Source organism: Stutzerimonas stutzeri, from assembly GCF_002890915.1.
Lineage (GTDB): Bacteria > Pseudomonadota > Gammaproteobacteria > Pseudomonadales > Pseudomonadaceae > Stutzerimonas > Stutzerimonas stutzeri_AF.
Genome location: NZ_POUT01000004.1, coordinates 69145 through 85115 on the forward strand (window position 1 = coordinate 69145; position 15971 = coordinate 85115).

14 protein-coding genes and 1 riboswitch are annotated in these 15971 nt (G+C 67.1%); of the genes, 12 read left to right on the plus strand and 2 right to left on the minus strand.

What is annotated here, in order from left to right:
- Window positions 1-490 precede the first annotated feature (490 nt).
- Window positions 491-593, plus strand: a riboswitch (guanidine-I (ykkC/yxkD leader).
- Between the two features lie 48 nt (window positions 594-641).
- From CXK94_RS09365 to CXK94_RS09415, 11 genes are all read left to right on the plus strand, one after another.
- Window positions 642-1643 (plus strand): ABC transporter substrate-binding protein, encoded by a 1002-nt coding sequence (locus tag CXK94_RS09365; protein ID WP_102894118.1) that lies wholly within the window; start codon window positions 642-644, stop codon window positions 1641-1643.
- A gap of 45 nt (window positions 1644-1688) precedes the next feature.
- Window positions 1689-2711, plus strand: a complete 1023-nt coding sequence (locus CXK94_RS09370) for a fatty acid desaturase family protein (protein ID WP_102894119.1) — start codon at window positions 1689-1691, stop codon at window positions 2709-2711.
- A gap of 1 nt (window position 2712) precedes the next feature.
- Window positions 2713-3501: an SDR family NAD(P)-dependent oxidoreductase gene (locus CXK94_RS09375; RefSeq protein WP_102894120.1), complete on the plus strand. Its 789-nt coding sequence runs from the start codon at window positions 2713-2715 to the stop codon at window positions 3499-3501.
- Entirely contained in the window at window positions 3501-4256 is a 756-nt protein-coding gene (locus tag CXK94_RS09380) for an SDR family NAD(P)-dependent oxidoreductase (protein WP_102894121.1), read from the plus strand. The genes CXK94_RS09375 and CXK94_RS09380 overlap by 1 nt, the downstream gene beginning before the upstream one ends.
- The gene (locus CXK94_RS09385) at window positions 4253-5137 is read left to right on the plus strand and encodes a DMT family transporter (RefSeq protein WP_102894122.1); all 885 of its coding nucleotides are present in this window, start codon (window positions 4253-4255) and stop codon (window positions 5135-5137) included. The genes CXK94_RS09380 and CXK94_RS09385 overlap by 4 nt, the downstream gene beginning before the upstream one ends.
- A complete protein-coding gene (locus CXK94_RS09390; RefSeq protein ID WP_013982704.1) occupies window positions 5134-5895 on the plus strand; it encodes a creatininase in 762 nt (253 codons plus the stop codon). The genes CXK94_RS09385 and CXK94_RS09390 overlap by 4 nt, the downstream gene beginning before the upstream one ends.
- Window positions 5892-6551, plus strand: a complete 660-nt coding sequence (locus CXK94_RS09395) for a cysteine hydrolase family protein (RefSeq protein WP_102894123.1) — start codon at window positions 5892-5894, stop codon at window positions 6549-6551. The genes CXK94_RS09390 and CXK94_RS09395 overlap by 4 nt, the downstream gene beginning before the upstream one ends.
- A complete protein-coding gene (locus CXK94_RS09400; RefSeq protein WP_102894124.1) occupies window positions 6548-7330 on the plus strand; it encodes an N-acyl homoserine lactonase family protein in 783 nt (260 codons plus the stop codon). The genes CXK94_RS09395 and CXK94_RS09400 overlap by 4 nt, the downstream gene beginning before the upstream one ends.
- Entirely contained in the window at window positions 7327-8136 is an 810-nt protein-coding gene (locus CXK94_RS09405) for a hypothetical protein (protein WP_102894125.1), read from the plus strand. Before CXK94_RS09400 ends, CXK94_RS09405 begins: the two co-directional genes overlap by 4 nt.
- A gap of 74 nt (window positions 8137-8210) precedes the next feature.
- A complete protein-coding gene (locus CXK94_RS09410; RefSeq protein ID WP_423835238.1) occupies window positions 8211-9005 on the plus strand; it encodes an ABC transporter permease in 795 nt (264 codons plus the stop codon).
- Between the two features lie 2 nt (window positions 9006-9007).
- A complete protein-coding gene (locus CXK94_RS09415) occupies window positions 9008-9847 on the plus strand; it encodes an ABC transporter ATP-binding protein (protein ID WP_177325803.1) in 840 nt (279 codons plus the stop codon).
- A 7-nt stretch (window positions 9848-9854) separates the two neighbouring features.
- Here the strand turns inward: CXK94_RS09415 and amt are convergent, their stop codons facing one another.
- Entirely contained in the window at window positions 9855-13253 is a 3399-nt protein-coding gene (gene amt / locus CXK94_RS09420) for an ammonium transporter (protein ID WP_102894127.1), read from the minus strand.
- 167 nt (window positions 13254-13420) lie between these two features.
- A complete protein-coding gene (locus CXK94_RS09425) occupies window positions 13421-14452 on the minus strand; it encodes an alpha/beta fold hydrolase (protein ID WP_102894128.1) in 1032 nt (343 codons plus the stop codon).
- Between the two features lie 143 nt (window positions 14453-14595).
- Here CXK94_RS09425 and glnT point away from each other — a divergent pair, with 143 nt between their 5' ends.
- Window positions 14596-15960 carry a type III glutamate--ammonia ligase gene (glnT, locus tag CXK94_RS09430; protein WP_102894129.1) on the plus strand — a complete coding sequence of 455 codons (1365 nt, stop codon included), beginning with the start codon at window positions 14596-14598 and terminating at the stop codon, window positions 15958-15960.
- Window positions 15961-15971 lie beyond the last annotated feature (11 nt).

A 15971-nucleotide genomic window follows, 5' to 3' on the forward strand; every position in this document is an offset into this window, starting at 1 on the left:
TAACAGCCGAAGGCTGGCCCGAAGGATGAGCGCCAGCGAATCAAACAGATGAGGAAGCGGAAGCAGGGCCGACGTGCAGCAGAGCGTGAACAGGCGCTCTGAGTCGCGACCCGGCTGGCAAAACCAGCACCATCGCAGCGCACCCCTCCCCATTTGTGCGCACGCGCCACGCGTCACGGCTGCGCGAAAAAATCCCCCCATCGCGCCCAAGCACCTGAATCCAAACGACAAATACCGAAAATGAAAAAATGGCACGCAACCTGCTCTGCTACAGGTGAACGGGATGAGTCGCCTCCGGCACTCATGACGCTAGTGGCCTGTGCGGTGAGTTGGTTGAGGCAAGTTCGGATGACCATGGTTCCGAGACAAGGCGCTGCGACGAGTCATAGCGGGCTATGGCGAGGAGCAGCAACACAGTCGCGGGGTCATGGGCGCCGAAATTGACCAGCTGAACTTGCCAAACAGGCCACTGGGCACAATCAGGAGCAACTTCAAGGAGAACTAGGGTTCCGGCTCACAGGGAGTGGGCGCTGGTCCGAGAGTTCTCCGGTCCCAGGGACGGGACTACACGGAGGGATAAAAGCCCGGGAGACGCGATGTCATCCCGTGCCTGTCATTCCAATGTGTAGGGAAATCACGCCATGTCCACACTGCGCTCGCTGAACAAGACCCTCCTCGCCGCCGGCCTGGCCGTCGCGACGTTGTTTTCACCGCTGGCCAGCCAGGCCGCCGAGAAGCTGAAGATCGGCACCGTGGTCTGGGCCGGCTATGGCCCCTTCTACGTCGCCGACAAGCTCGACCTGTTCAAGCCCCACGGCCTGGACGTGGACCTGCAGTTCTTCAACGACCCGGCGCTGATTCCCACCGCCATGGTCAGCCGCGCGCTGGACGGCGGCATGCTCACCTACGACCAGGTGGTGGCCTCGGTCGCCAAGGGCTTGAAGCACCGGGTGGTGATGCCCATCGACTTCTCCAACGGCGGTGACGCCATCGTCGCCGACGCGTCGATCCAGTCCATCGCCGACTTCAAGGGCAAGAAGGTCGGCTTCAATCCGCTGTCGCCCTCGGACTTCCTGCTGGCCTACGCGCTGCAGCAGAACGGCATGAGCGACAAGGACATCGACGCCGTCAACATGACCCCGGAAGGCATCCCCGGCGCCATGGCCTCGGGCAACCTGCCGGTCGGCGTGACCTACGAGCCCAACGTCTCGCAGATCCTCTCCATGGGCGGCGGCGACAAGTTCAAGGTGGTCTATTCGTCCAAGGACGCACCGGGGCTGATCACCGATGTACTGGTGTTCGACGAGGCGGTGATCGCCAAGAAGCCCGCCGCCATCAAGGCAATGATCCAGGGCTATCTCGACGGCCTGGCCTACATGCAGGCGCACCCCGAGGAGTCGGCGAAGATCATCGGCGAGGTGCTGGGCGTCAGCGCCGAAGAAGCCGTCGAGCAGATGGCCGGCGCCTACAACATCCCCCTTGCGGAGATGGGCAAGAGCTTCACCCCAGGCGACGACACCCACTCCTTCCATGGCAGCGGCGCGATCATCGCCAAGCTGCTCAAGGACAACGGGCAGATCCCGACCATCCCGGATTTCAGCCAGACCTACGACGCCCAATTCACCGAAGCGCTCGCCCAGTAAGCCGACGCCGGGCGGGCCCTCGCCCGCCTGTGCTGGAGAAAAACCATGACTGCCAAACCTCTGTACCGTTACGCCGATGGCCGCCTGCCCAACACGCTGGCGATCCTCTATACCGCGCTCGCCTACGGCGGCGGCCTGGCTCTGCTGTTCGCCGGTAACGGCTGGCTGAACGCACTGGGCACGTTGCTGCTGGCCCACGGCATGATCATCGCCGCCTACCTGATCCACGAATTCGCCCACGGCGCCATCTTCAGCGTGCCCAAGCACAACGAATGGGCCGGCAATGTCTGCAGCTGGCTGTGCGGCAGCTGCTACGCCGAGTTCCAGGACCTGCGCAAGAAGCACATGCGCCACCACGTCGACCGCGCCGACGTGATCACCTTCGACAGCAAGGCCTTCCTCAAGGCACGCCCGCTGTGGTTGCAGAAGCTGGTGCTGGCGCTGGAATGGGCCTATGTGCCGGCGGTGGAGCTGATCATGCATTTCTATGTGATCGCCCTTCCCTTCATCACCGACAACGACAAGCACCGCGCCCGGCGCGGCAAGGTCGCCGCGGTGCTGGCCATTCGCACACTGCTTTTTGTCGGGCTCGCGGTGCTCTCGCCGAAGGCCGTGCTGCTCTACGCCGTGGCCTGGATGATCATGCTCGGCGTGCTGCGTTTCGCCGATGCCTATCAGCACACCTACGAGGCCTTCGCCGTGCTGGAAGATGGTGGCAAGCTGCCGGAGGACAAGCGCCGCGACCGTAGCTACGAGCAGCAGAACACCTACAGCAACGTGGTTTCCGAGCGCTGGCCGGCGCTGAACCTGCTGCTGCTCAACTTCTCCTTCCACAACGCCCACCACGAGAAGCCGGTGGCGCCCTGGTATCGCCTGCCCAAGCTGCACGCCGAGCTGTACGGCAGCACCTACAACCAGGTCATCCCGATGCGCAAGCTGCTCGGCAGCTTCCACCGCTACCGCGTGCGCCGCGTGCTGGACGATGACTACGGCGTGGTCAGCGAAGGGCCGAACAAGGCCGACAACTTCTACGGCGCCGTGGGCGTCTCGTTCCTGACGGCGGTGTGACATGCACAAGGCACTGGATTACCGAGGCCGTTGCGTGGTCATCACCGGCGCCGCCGGGGGCATCGGCCGGGGCCTGGCGCAGAGCTTCGCCGCCGCCGGCGCCACCCTGGAGCTGCTGGACCGTGACGCCGAGGCGCTCGCCCGGCTCGCCGATGAGCTCGGCGCCGATACACCATTGCACTGTACGGCGCTGGACCTCGGCGACCATCAGGCGGTACGCCAATACGCCGACGATCTCGCCTGCCGCGGGCTGCATGCCGACGTGGTGGTCAACAACGCCGGCGTCGAATTCGCCACGCCGCTGGGCGAGTGCAGCGTCGAGGCCGACCAGCGCTGGTCGGCCCTGCTGGAGAACAACGTCGGTTCCATGCAGCGCCTGACCCGCGCATTGCTGCCACGCCTGCGCGCCGGCGCCAGCGTGATCAACCAGGCCTCCATCTGGGGTCTGAAAGGCGTGCCGGGCTTTTCCGCCTATGTCGCCAGCAAGCACGCGGTGGTCGGCCTGACCCGCTCGCTGGCCTGGGAGCTGGGCCCGCGGCGCATCCGGGTGAACGCGGTGTGCCCCGGCTGGATCGGCACCGATGCGGCCATGCGCTCGCTGCAGGTGATGGCGGACGCCAACGGCCGCAGCGACAGCGCCGAGCTGGCGGCGATACTCGCCAACCAGGCCATTCCGGAGCTGCTGACACCGGCCGATCTGGGCGGCACCTTCCTGTTCCTCGGCTCACCGCTGGCCGCCGCCCTGACCGGCCAGGCGCTGTCGGTCAGCCACGGCGAGGTGATGCACTGATGGCTGCCATCCTTACCGGGCAGACCGCTCTGGTCACCGGCGCAGCGACCGGCATCGGCCGTGTCACCGCACTCGCGCTGGCCGCCGAAGGCGCGCGGGTCTGGATCAACCATCGCGATCAACACGACCTGGCGGAACGAGTGGTCGAACAGATCATCGCCAGCGGCGGCTGCGCCTGCGCCATCGAGGCCGATGTCAGCGATCCGGCCGCGGTCGCGGCAATGTTCGAGACCATCGAGGCGCAGGGACCGCTGGATCTGCTGGTCAACAACGCCGGGGTGATCCTGGAAAAGCCCTTTCTCGAAACCAGCGAGGCCGACTGGGCAAGGGTGCTGGGCGTCGATCTCGCCGGCGTCTACCGCTGTTGCCGCCATGCACTGGCACACATGCAGCCGCGGCGCAGCGGCGCCATCGTCAATGTCGCCTCGGACCTCGGATTTCTCGGCCGCGAACAGTACGTCGCCTACTGCACGGCCAAGGCCGGGGTGATCGGCCTGACCCGCTCACTGGCCCGCGAATTCGCTGCAGACGGCATCCGCATCAATGGCGTCGCACCCGGCCCCATCGCCACGGCGATGGTCAGCCCGGAGCACATGAGCGACGAGTGGATGGCCAAGGAGCTGGCGATCCCCATGGCGCGCCTGGGCACGCCGGAGGAAGTCGCGGCGGCCATCGTCTTCCTGCTTTCGCCGCAGGCGAGCTATTTCACCGGACAGCTGCTCGGGCCCAATGGCGGCTCCTGGATGGGCGCATGAACAGCCTGATGCCGCAGGGCATGCTGATCGGCGGCGCCATCATGTGGGGCCTGGGCTGGCTGCCGCTGCAGTTCTTCGCTGCCCGCGGTCTGGCCGGCATGCTGCTGGTGCTGTTGACCTATTCGCTGCTCAGCCTGCTGGCGCTACCGGTGCTCTGGCAGCAGCGCCGGCAGTGGGCGAGCCAGTATCGCCAGGTACTCACCATGGGCCTGTGCGGCGGCTGGGCCACCGCAGCACTGGTCACGGCCCTGGCTGACGGCAACGTGGTGCGGGTGATGCTGCTGTTCTACCTGGCGCCGGTGTGGGCGATGGTCGGCGGCTGGCTGCTGCTGGGCGAACGCCTCAGCGGCACGCGGCTGTTCGCCCTAGGGCTGGCGATGCTGGGCATCGGCCTGACCCTCGGCATCACGGGCGAAGCCCTGGACGCGCCGGGCGCGAACGACTGGCTGGCGCTATCCGCCGGCCTCGCCTTCAGCCTCAACAACCTCGCCACCCGCGCTGCTGACCGGGTGCCGCTGGCGAGCAAGGCGCTGGTCAGCTTCGTCGGCAGCGCGCTGCTCGGTGGGCTGTTCTGCCTGCTGCTGCGCCAGCCACTTCCGCCCCTTGATCTGACCCTGAGCTGGCAGATCGCCCTGCTCGCGCTCGGCTGGCTGGTCAGCATGGCCGCCGTGCAGTACGGCCTGACGCATCTGGAAGCCGGCCGCGCCGCGGTGCTGGTGGTGTTCGAGCTGATCGCCGCGGTGCTGTCGTCCGCCTGGTTCGGCAGCCACGTCATCGGCCCGAACGAATGGCTCGGCGCCGCCCTGATCACCACCGCCGCGCTGATCGCCGGCTGGCCGGAACGTCCCCTTTCAATCGCGACAAGGAGCACCTGCGCATGACCGTGCACATGGATCAACTGAGCTGGGTCGATTACGAACGCCGCGTGCGCGAAGGCGCCGTGGTCTTTCTGCCCTGCGGCGCCACCGAGCAGCATGGCCCGCACCTGCCGCTGGGCACCGACGCGCTGCTGGCCAGTGCCATCAGCGCCGATGTGGCAGCACGAGTCGGCGGGCTGGTGGCGCCGGCGCTGTCATACGGCTACAAGTCGCAGCCGAAATGCGGCGGCGGCCAGCACTTCTGCGGTACCACCAGCCTGGATGGCGCGACCTTGAGCGCCCTGGTGCGCGACGCCGTGCGTGAGTTCCATCGCCACGGTGTGCGCCGCCTGGTGCTGGTGCTCGGCCATTACGAGAACCAGTGGTTCGTCGCCGAGGGCATCCAGCTGGCGCTGCGCGACCTCGGGCCGGACGCTGGGCTGGAGGTGATGCGCCTGGAGCACTGGGATTTCTGCCACGAGCAGACCCTGACCGACATCTTCCCGGAAGGCTTTCCCGGTTTCGCGCTGGAGCATGCCGCGGTGATCGAGACCTCGCTGATGCTGCATTTCCATCCGCAACTGGTCGCGCTGGAGAAGATTCCCGACGACGCCCCGGCCGACTTTCCGCCCTACGACATGTACCCCACCCGTACCGAATGGGTGCCGCCCTCCGGGGTGCTGTCCTCGGCCAGAGGCTCCAGCGCGGCGAAAGGCCAGCGGCTGGCCCACGACATCGTCGAAGGCATCGCCGCCGCGGTGTGCAAGGAGTTCGCCCTGTGAGCCTGACGACGAACCCGCTGTTCCTCGAGCATACGGCGTTGCTGGTGATCGACATGCAGCGCGACTTCTGCGCGCTGGGCGGATACGCCGACCAGGCCGGCATGGACGTCAGCCGCCTGCGCGCGCCGATCCCGGCGATCCAGGCACTGCTGGATCGCGCGCGCGGCGTGGGCATGCTGGTGGTGCACACCCGTGAAGGCCATCGACCGGATCTTTCCGACCTGCCCGAGCCCAAACGCCGCCGTGCCCAGGCCACCGGCGCTGCCATCGGCAGCCCCGGCCCCCTCGGCCGCCTGCTGGTGCGCGGCGAATTCGGTCATGACCTGATCGACGAGCTGCAACCGCGCGCCGGCGAGCCGGTGATCGACAAGCCGGGCTACAGCGCCTTCGCCCATACCGATCTCGAACTGATCCTGCGCCGCCGCGGTATCGAGCGGCTGATCCTGACCGGCGTGACCACCGAGGTCTGCGTCGCCTCGACGCTGCGCCAGGCCATCGACCTTGGCTTCGACTGCCTGACCGTCCGCGACGCCTGCGCCTCGTCCGACCCGCAACTGCATGCGGCTGCGCTGGCGATGATCGAGGTGGAAGGCGGCCTGTTCGGCAGCGTGATCGACAGCGCCAGCCTGCTCCGGCGTCTGGAGAGTGCCGCATGACCGATGTACTGAAGCTCTGGCCGCTGCTGACTGCCACGCATCGCTACGACAAGTCGATCTCTACCCGTAATCGCGGCCAGGGCACGCTGATCGACGCGCCGATCCTCGCCTTTCTTATCGAAACCCGACAGGGTCGCGTGCTGTTCGATGTCGGCTGCGACTACGCCAAGCTCAGCGATCCGCAACTGCGTGCACGCTGGTTCGATCCGCTGGAGTTTCCCATGGGGCCGCCCGAGATGACCGAGGAGCAGCGGCTACCCGCTCACATCGCCCGGCACGGGCTGTCACCCGCCGATATCGATCTCGTGTTCCTCAGCCATCTGCATTTCGATCACGCCGGTGGCCTGTGCGAGTTGTGTGGCTGCGACGTGCATGTGCACGAAGCGGAACTCACCGCCGCCCGTGCCCAGGCGGACGACGCCTACTTCGCCGATGACTTTGCCGGCGAGCATCGCTGGAAATTACAGCGCGCCGAATACGAGCTGCTGCCCGGACTGCGCGCCATCAATACCCCCGGACACACCGCCGGCCACATGTCGCTGCTGATCGAGCTGCCACACGGCAAGCCGGTGATTCTCGCCGGGGATGCTGCGGACCTGCACGAGAACCTGATCGATGAAGTCGCGCCCGGGCTCTGCTGGCAGGACCGCGAAGACCTGGCGCTGGCCAGCATCCGCAAGCTCAAGGCGACCGCTGCCGAGACCGACGCCGAAATCTGGCCGAATCACGACATGGCCTTCTGGCGCACCCTCAGACGCTTCCCGGAGTACCACGCATGAAGAGCGTTCCCGATGGCTATCTCGGCGTCTGGCGCCGTCGCCTGCTGACCACCACGGCCGGCCTGCGCGACGAAACCAGCGAAGTCTACTGGCTGCAGACCGCCAGCCTGCACGCCGACCTGCGCCTGCCGCGGCCGCACCCCGTGGCACCGGCAGCCTCGCTGGAAACCTGCAGCCATGCCCAGCAGTTGGCGCTGAGCGAACAGGCTGGCTTCGCCGGCATCACCGAGGTCAACGGCGATATCTGCCAGTGGCATCGCCTGATCGACTTCCAGCCGCCGGGCGGCCCCGCGGATATCGGCCTGATGCGCTTCGAGACCCCGGAGCGACTGCTGGAAGACGGGCTGGACGGCAGCTATCACGAAATCTGGCAGCAGGTACCGGAATCGGATGGGGTCAACTGGGGGCTCTGGCTTGAAGCTGCCGGGCAGCCCTCGCGCCAGGCCTGCCTGCTGGTGGCGGGCGACTACTTCCTGTTCGCCGCCGATCGCCCGCTGCCGCTCTCGCCGGACGGCAGTCACCTGCGCGACCAGTTGGCCGCGGTCGGCCCCGCGCTGCGACCGCGGCTGCTGGCCTTCGAACTCTCCTTCGGCCGCCATCGCAACGGCGCCACGCCCTGGCAGATCACCCATTCGACACTGCCGGGGCGTGTCGGCGATGCGCTGCTGCCCAGCTACTGGCGCTTCGCCGATCCGGCCAGCCTGCCTGACGAAGACCTGGCGCGGCTGGGCCGCTATGTGCCGAGCGGCGGCTGGCAGCGCGCCGAGCTTCCCCTTTCCAGCACGCCCCTGGAGGTGCCCGCATGACCGCGCAGATCACCATTGCCACGCCCGGCGTCGAGCAAACGAGCCGGACCGCGCCCGCCGAACCGAGCGTATCGCTGGTACGCAAAAGCAGCTTCTGGCGCATTCGCGGCGACCTCTCGCGGCGCAGCGCCTGGCTGCTGACCGGCGCCGGGCTGAGCCTGCCCTTCGTCGTCTGGTGGCTGTGGACCGCGCTCGGCCTGGCCGACCCGATGTTCATGCCCAGCCCCGGCGCAGTGCTCGAGCGCATCGGCCGCTGGTGGACCAGCGAGGGGCTGCTGGGAGACATCGGCATCAGCGTCTGGCGGGTCATGGCGGGCTTCGGCGCCTCGGCGCTGATCGCCCTGCCACTGGGGCTGTACATCGGCACCTACCGGCCGGTGCAGGCTTTTCTCGAACCGCTCACCGACTTCATCCGCTACATGCCGGCGGTGGCGTTCATTCCGCTGGTGATGCTCTGGGTCGGCATCGACGAAGGCTCCAAGGTGTTGATCATCTTCATCGGCACCTTTTTCCAGATGGTGCTGATGGTCGCCGAGGATGTGCGCCGCGTACCCATGGCGCAGATCGAGGCGGCGCAGACCATGGGCGCCAACCGCAGCGAGATCGTCAAGCTGGTGATCCTGCCGTCGGCCAAGCCGGCGCTGCTCGACACCCTGCGCATCACCTGCGGCTGGGCCTGGACCTACCTGGTGGTGGCCGAACTGGTCGCGGCCAACTCCGGCCTCGGCTACGCCATCCTCAAGGCGCAGCGTTACATGCACACCGACAAGATCTTCGCCGGCATCCTGCTGATCGGTCTCATCGGCCTGCTCACCGACCAGGCTTTCCGCTGGTTGCACCGCCGCGCCTTTCCCTGGATGAGGAAATGACCATGTCCGATGCCAAGATTCGTGTACGCCAGGTCGGCAAGACCTTCGTCAGCGAGCGCCGCAAGGTGCAGGCGCTGCAGTCGATCGACCTGGATATCCAGCCCAATGAGTTCGTCACCTTCGTCGGCGCCTCGGGCTGCGGCAAGTCCACCCTGCTGCGCATCATCGCCGGGCTGGAGACGCTGAGCCGCGGCGAAATCCTGCTCGACGGCAGGCCCATCGACGGCCCCGGCGTCGACCGCGCCATGGTCTTCCAGCACTACAGCCTCTACCCCTGGCTGACGGTGATGCAGAACATCAAGTTCTGCCGCCAGCTCAAGGTGATCGGCGACACCGTGCGCCACGATGGAGACGTGGAGTCCGCCGCCGGCCGCGCCGATGCCCTGCTCAACCTGATGGGCCTGACGCGCTTCGCCGATGCCTACCCCAGCCAGCTCTCCGGCGGCATGCAGCAACGCGTCGCCATCGCCCGCGCGCTGCTGCCCAAGCCCGCGACACTGCTGATGGACGAGCCGTTCGGCGCGCTGGATGCGCAGACCCGCGAAGTCATGCACGACCTGATCCGTCACGTGCACCGGCTGGAGAAGAGCACCATCCTGTTCGTCACCCACGATGTCGAGGAGGCCATCTATCTGGGCAGCCGCATCGTGCTGATGGCGCCACGCCCCGGGCGCATCGATTCGATCTACGAGGTGCCGCTGCCGGCCCAGCGCCACCAGGACATGAAGCTTGCGCCGGAATTCACCGAGCTCAAGCGCGAGATCCTCGCCCGTATCCGCGAGACGTCGGGCATGCAGACCGATCTGGAACAGCTGGCCAAGCTCAGCGCCGTGGCCGGCTGAAGCCTGCTCAGCGCGGCATCATCCGCACCCCGGACAGCTCGGTCAGCGGTCGCGGCCGGCCCAGGTGATAGCCCTGCACGAAGTCCACGCCGATCTCCTGCAGGCGGTCGAGGATGGCCTGCGATTCGACGAACTCGGCCACCGTCTGCAACCCCATCTCGTGGCCGATGGCATTGATCGAGGCCACCATGGCGCGGGCGATGGGGTCGTGCTCGATGTCGCGGACGAACACGCCGTCGATCTTCAGGTAGTCCACCGGCAGCGTCTTCAGGTAGCCGAAGGACGACAGGCCGGAGCCGAAGTCGTCGAGGGCGAAGCTGCAGCCGGCCGCCTTGAGCTGCTCGATGAACTTCATCGCGCGGCTGAGATTGGCGATGGCCGCCGTTTCGGTCACCTCGAAGCACAGGCATTCGCTGGGTATCCGGTGGCGCTCGATAGCCGCCAGGATGAATTCGAGAAAGCTCTCCTCGCCCAGCGACATCGCCGAGAGATTGATCGAATAATGCCCGATCGCCTCCTTCTGCCGCCGGCACAGATCGCCGACCCAGGCGAGGAAGTTGCCCACCACCCAGCGGTCCACCGCCGGCGCCAGGTCGTAGCGCTCGGCCGCCGGCATGAAGGCCCCGGGCGGGATGATGCTGCCGTCCTCGCCAAGCATGCGCACCAGCACTTCGTAGCGCGGCAGGTCATCCGGTTGGCACGAGGAAACGATCGGCTGCACGTACAGCCGCAGACGGTCGCCGTCCAGCGCCTGGCGCAGACGATGGGTCCACTGCATCTCGCCGCGGCGTTCCAGCAGTTGCTGGTCGTCGGCCTGGTAGACATGCACCCGGTTGCGCCCGCCCTCCTTCGCCGCGTAGCAGGCGCTGTCCGCCGCGCCGAGCAGCGGGCCGAGGCTGCGCGCGTTGGCATCGATGCCAACCAGGCCGATGCTGGCGCCGATGGCGAAGCTCTTGCCCTCCCAGTTGAAGCGGAATTCGTCCACGGCGCGGCGAATGCCCTCGGCGATCAGCACCGCCTGCTGCAGCGGGCAATCGAGAAAGAGGATGCCGAACTCGTCGCCGCCCAGGCGCGCGAGCACGTCGGTGCTGCGCATGCGCGTCTTCAGCAGGCGTCCCAGCTGGCGCAGCAGCTCGTCGCCGGCGGCATGCCCGCAGGTGTCGTTGACCACCTTGAACTGGTCGAGGTCCATGTAGCAGAGCACGTGTTCGCGGCCGTCCTCCGGCTGTTCGCGCAGCAACCGTTCGAGCTGGCGTTCGAACGCCGAGCGGTTGACCAGGCCGGTGAGGTTGTCGTGGTTGGCCTGGAAGGTCAGCTTGCGCGCCAGCTGGCGGGTGACGGTGACGTCGCGAAAGGTCAGCACCAGGCCGATGACCGTGCCGTCCGAATCGCGGATCGGCGCCAGCGCGTCCTGGATCGCGATGCGGCTGTTGTCGCGCCGCTCGAGAATGCCCGGCGGTCGTTCGGCATGGCCGCTGGCATCGCTGCGCCGGCGCAGCGCCTCGCCGGCGGCCGTGGGCAGGCGCGCGCCGGAGGTCTCGTCGAATACCCGGTAGACCTCTTCCAGCGGCAGATCCCGCGCCTGCTCCTGCTGCCAGCCGGTCAGTTGTTCGGCGCTGGGGTTGAGATAGCGCACATGCCCTTCGCGGTCAGTGGTGATCACGCCGTCGCCGATGGACGCCAGCGTCACCTGGGCCAGGCGCTTTTCGGCGAACAGCTGCTCCTCGATGCGCCGCCGCTCGGTGATGTCGCGCACGGTGCACACATAGACTTCCTGGGCGTCGCCCTGGCTGGCGGTCAGTTCGGCCGCGAACGGCTGGCCGTCGCGGCCGTGCAGCAGCAGCTCGCAGGTGACCTCGCCGCCCATCGGCGGCAGCAACGCGCCGGACCAGGGCGAGCCACAGGCGATGAAGCGCTGCAGCGGCTGGCCGACGATATGTTCGGCGGGCAGGCCCAGCAGGCGCTCGGCGCCGGGGTTGCAGCTGGTCAGCACGCCGTCGCCGGTATAGGTGACGATGCCGTCGCGGATGTCGCGAACGATGCTCTGGGTCTTCGCCACCGCACTGCGCAGCGCGCGGATGACCTTGTTGTACTGCGCGGCGATCTGCCCCACCTCGGTGAACGGCTCGACCTCGACCTCACGGTGGAACTGGCCTTGGCGCTGGTGCTCGTCCATGGCGTCGAGCAGTTCGATCAGCTCGGTGCGCGCGCCGTGCTCGCTGACGTTCAGACCGATGCGCTCGTCTTCCGGATCGACCCGCAGCGGGTAATGGCGATCGATCAGCCGCAACAACAGGTAGGTCAGCCCGAAGGCCCAGAGGGCGCAGGCCAGCACCCCTTCGACCTGCACCAGCAACTGCTCGCCACGGCCGAGGCCGGTGCCCAGCAACAGCGGGTCGCCGAGCAGCGCCACGGCCAGGGTGCCCCAGACGCCGGCGGCCAGATGCACCGGCACCGCCCCCACCACATCGTCGATGCGCCAGTGCAGCAGCAGCCGCTCGGCCAGGCACATGGTCAGGCTACCGCCCAGGCCGATCAGGATCGCGGCCGGCACGCTGACGGCATGCGCGCCAGCAGTGATCGCCACCAGCCCGGCCAGCATGCCGTTGAGCGGCAGCACCGGTTCGACGTAGCCATGGCGCCACCAGGACACCGCCATTGCCGTCGCGATGCCAGCCATGGCGGCCAGCACCGTATTGACGATGATGCCGGGCACGCGCAGGTCGAATGCCAGCGTGCTGCCGCCATTGAAACCGAACCAGCCGAACAGCAGCAGCAGGCCGCCGAGCATCGCCAGCGGCAGGTTCGAACCGGGCATGCCGCGCCGCCGCCAGGCCGGATCGAAGCGCCCCGAACGCGGCCCGATGACCATCACCGTCGCCAGCGCGATCCAGCCGCCGACACCATGCACCACGGTGGAGCCGGCGAAATCCACGAAACCGCGCCCGGCCAGCCAACCCTGCCCTTCGCGGAAGGCGCCGCCCCAGGCCCAGTGGCCGAACAGCGGGTAGATCAACCCGGCCGACAACGCGGCGACGATCAGGTAGGCGTTGAAGCGCATCCGCTCCGCCGCGGCGCCGGAAACGATGGTCGCTGCCGTGGTGCAGAACATAGCCTGGAACAGGAAGAACGCCAGCGACCAGCTCTCGTCGATGGCGAAGGAAGTGAGGAACAGCCCGCTCCCGGCCAGGCCGTAGTGGCTGGCGCCGAACATCAGCGCGAAACCGAACAGCCAGTAGGCCATCAGCGCGATGCACAGGTCGACCATGTTCTTGGTCGCGACATTGATGGCGTTCTTGCTGCGGGTCAGCCCCGCTTCGAGGCAGAGGAAGCCGATCTGCATGTTGAACACCAGGCCGGCGCATAGCACTACCCAGAGGGTATCGATCGAGGCTGTTGGCATCATGTATCCGCACATGGAAGGAGGGATTGCCAAACTGCGCATCCGCCCGGAGGCGGAGATGGCACTAAGCCACTAGCCAGATTCATGCCATGGCAGAAGCCGATCGGACCGCAGGTTGGCGCTGAGCGCAGCGAAGCCCAACGCCCGGTGCGCGGTACCTCGGGACTCGATCACCCCCACGGCTGGCCAAGAAGCTCCCGCATCGCCGCGAAAACCTGCGCCATCGCCTGCGGCTCGCGCCCCGGCCCACCGGCGCAATGGCCCCAGTCCGATTCGAGCACCCGCAGCTCGGCACCCGGGATCAGCGAGGTCTCGTAGCGGGCGTCCTCGACGGTGAAATACAGGTCGCTGCTGCCGGGCATGAGGATCGCGCGCGCCTGGATGCGCCCCAGCGCCTCGGCCAGCGAAGCGACACCGAAGCTGCGCGCCGGGTCGGCCGACTGCCAGCTGTGCAGCACGCAGAGCAGGTCGTTGGCGTCCTGCTCCAGATGGTCGCGCTCCCAGTAGTCGAGCAGCGCCTCGAGGCTCTCGAAGCCGAGGTCACGCCACAGCTCGCGACGGAAGAACGCCTGGGAATAGGCCCAGCCGGCATAGGCCCGGCCGAAGGCGCGCAAGCCCCGCTCGGGCGGCGTGGTGTAGCGTCCGCCCAGCCAGGCAGCATCGGCGCAAAGCGCCGCCTTCACCCCTTCCAGGAACACCCGGTTGTGCGGCCAGCAGTGCGCCGTGCAGCAGAACGGCAGGATGGCGCGCATCCGCTCCGGATAGGCCATCGCCCAGAACAGCGTCTGCATGCCGCCCATGGACCAGCCGGTCACCAGGGCGAGCTGCCAGTCGTCACCGTACAGCCGGTCGAGCAGCGCCTTCTGCACTCGCACGTTGTCCAGCAGACTGAGCTGCGGAAAGCCTGCCGCCTCCTGTCCGGGCGCCGCGTTGCTCGGCGACGTCGACCAGCCGGCGCCCAGCAGATCGGTCAGCACCACGCAATAGTCGCCGGTTCCGAGCGGCCCGCCTGCACCAAGCAGGGGCAGGCTGCCCCAATGTGTACCACCGTAGTAGCTCGGAATCAGCACCAGATTGTCCCGCGCACGGTTCGGCGTGCCCACCACCTGATAGCAGAGCCGCGCGTTGCGCAGGCGCTCGCCGCTTTCCAGGCGCATTTCGCCCAGCGCGAAAAATTTCTTTTCCCTTTTTATTTCAAGCATCTGCGTGACTCCTGCATCGGTGCATCGGGGGCCAGGCGGCACCAGCGGTGGCCCATTTCTATACACGCTGGCATGTATATTGGATGAAGGAATCGTGCCAGCGGCCCCCGGCCGCCATTCATGACTCCAAGGAGCGCAAGCCGATGACCAGCTTTCCCCTCTCCTCCGTCGAGGAGTTGAAACAACAGTTGCAGGACAAGGGTGTGAAGTACGCGATGGCCAGCTACGTCGACATCCACGGCGTGATCAAGGGCAAGTTCGTCCCCATCGCCCATCTCGGCCAGATGCTCCGAGGCTCCGAGCTCTACACCGGTGCGGCGCTGGACGGCGTGCCGCAGGACATCAGCGACAACGAGGTGGCCGCGATGCCAGACCCGGCAACCGCCACCCAGTGCAGCTGGAACCGCGATCTCGCCTGGTTCGCCAGCGACCTCTACCTGGACGGCAAGCCCTTCGACGCCTGCTCGCGCGGCATCCTCAAGCGCCAGACCGAAGCCGCTGCGGCGCTGGGTTACACCTTCAACCTCGGCATCGAGACCGAATTCTTCCTGTTCAAGGACACCCCGGATGGCGGCTTCGCGCCGATTTCCGCGCGCGACGACATGGCCAAGCCCTGCTACGACCCGCGCCTGCTGATGGACAACCTGCCCATCGTCGACGAGCTGGTCGAGGCGATGAACGAGATGGGCTGGGGCGTCTACTCCTTCGACCACGAAGACGCCAACGGCCAGTTCGAAACCGACTTCAAGTACACCGACGCCCTCGGCATGGCCGACCGCTTCGTGTTCTTCCGCATGATGGCGGGCGAGATCGCCCGCAAGCACGGCGCCTTCGCCACCTTCATGCCCAAGCCCTCGGCCAACCGCACCGGCAGCGGCGCGCACTACAACATGTCGCTCGCCGACATCGAGACCGGCAAGAACCTGTTCGAGGTCGACGGCGAAGACCCCTACGGCTGCGGCGTGACCCCGCTGGCCTACCACTTCATCGCTGGGGTGCTGAAGCACGCCAAGGCGATCTGCGCGGTCATCGCGCCTACAGTCAACAGCTACAAGCGGCTGATCCGCAAGGGCGCCATGTCCGGCTCGACCTGGGCGCCGGTGTTCTGCTGCTACGGCAACAACAACCGCACCAACATGCTGCGCATCCCATCCCAGGGCGCACGGGTCGAATGCCGCGCCGCCGACATCGGCTGCAACCCCTATCTCGGCGCCGCGATGATCCTCGCCGCCGGCCTGGAGGGCATCCGCGACCGACTCGACCCCGGCCAGCCGCATCGCGAGAACATGTACCACTACAGCGAACGGGAAGTGGCGCAGATGGGCATCGAGACCCTGCCGCGCACCCTCAGCGAAGCCATCGACGCCTTCGAGGCCGACCCGCTGTCGCGCCAGGTGTTCGGCGACGCCATGTACCAGGCCTTCGTCGACTTCAAGCGCGACGAATGGAATGCCTACCACACCCACGTTTCCGACTGGGAAATCCAGCGCTACCTGAAGTTTTTCTGAAATAGGGAGTC